The 673-nt window shown below is 79.6% G+C and carries 1 pseudogene; it reads left to right on the forward strand.

Annotated features, from left to right (window positions below):
• Nucleotides 1–673, forward strand: a pseudogene (locus EIP85_RS22615) (hypothetical protein); the annotation flags it as partial.

The following is a 673-nucleotide window of genomic DNA, read 5'->3' on the forward strand; positions in this document are numbered from 1 at the left end:
AACGGGGCAGGCCGCGGGCGCGGCGAAACCCACGGCCCCGGCTGCGAGCGCCACCGGACAGGCGGCGCAGGCCCCGGCGGGCGCCGAGGCCGGCAGCAGCGCCGCCGCCCCCGCCGCGGGCCCCGCGGAGCCCGCCTTTGACGTGGTCCGCGTCACCCCTGACGGCAGCGCGCTGATTGCCGGGCGGGCGGAGCCGGGCGCCTCGGTCGAGGTGCTGATCGACGCCGCCAAGGCCGCCTCCGGCAAGGCCGGGGACGGCGGCAAGTTCGTGGTGCAGTTCGACCTGCCGCCCTCGGCCAAGCCGCGGGTGGCGACGCTGGCGGAGGTTCTGGCCGACGGAACGCGGATCGCCTCCAGCCAGAGCGTGATCATCGCGCCGACGAGCTCGGGCCCGGCGGTCGCCTCTTCCGGGAGCGGGGCCCAATCCGGGACGGCGGCTGGGGCTGGCACGGGCACGAAGGCGCCGGAAGCCTCGGCAGGCGGGGCGCAGACCGGGACGGAGACGGCGCAGGCTTCGACGGGGACCGCGACAGGGGGTGCCACGGCCACGCCGGGCGTCACCGCCCCGGCCGCGAAGGCGCCGGAACCCTCTGCGGGCGCGGCCCCGAAAGTTGCGGCGGTCGCGCCGCCGGCCGGCACGGCGCCCGGGGCGCCGTCCAGCGGCGGCTCGGCG

Source organism: Solirhodobacter olei, from assembly GCF_004010155.1.
Taxonomy (GTDB): Bacteria; Pseudomonadota; Alphaproteobacteria; order Rhodobacterales; family Rhodobacteraceae; genus Solirhodobacter; species Solirhodobacter olei.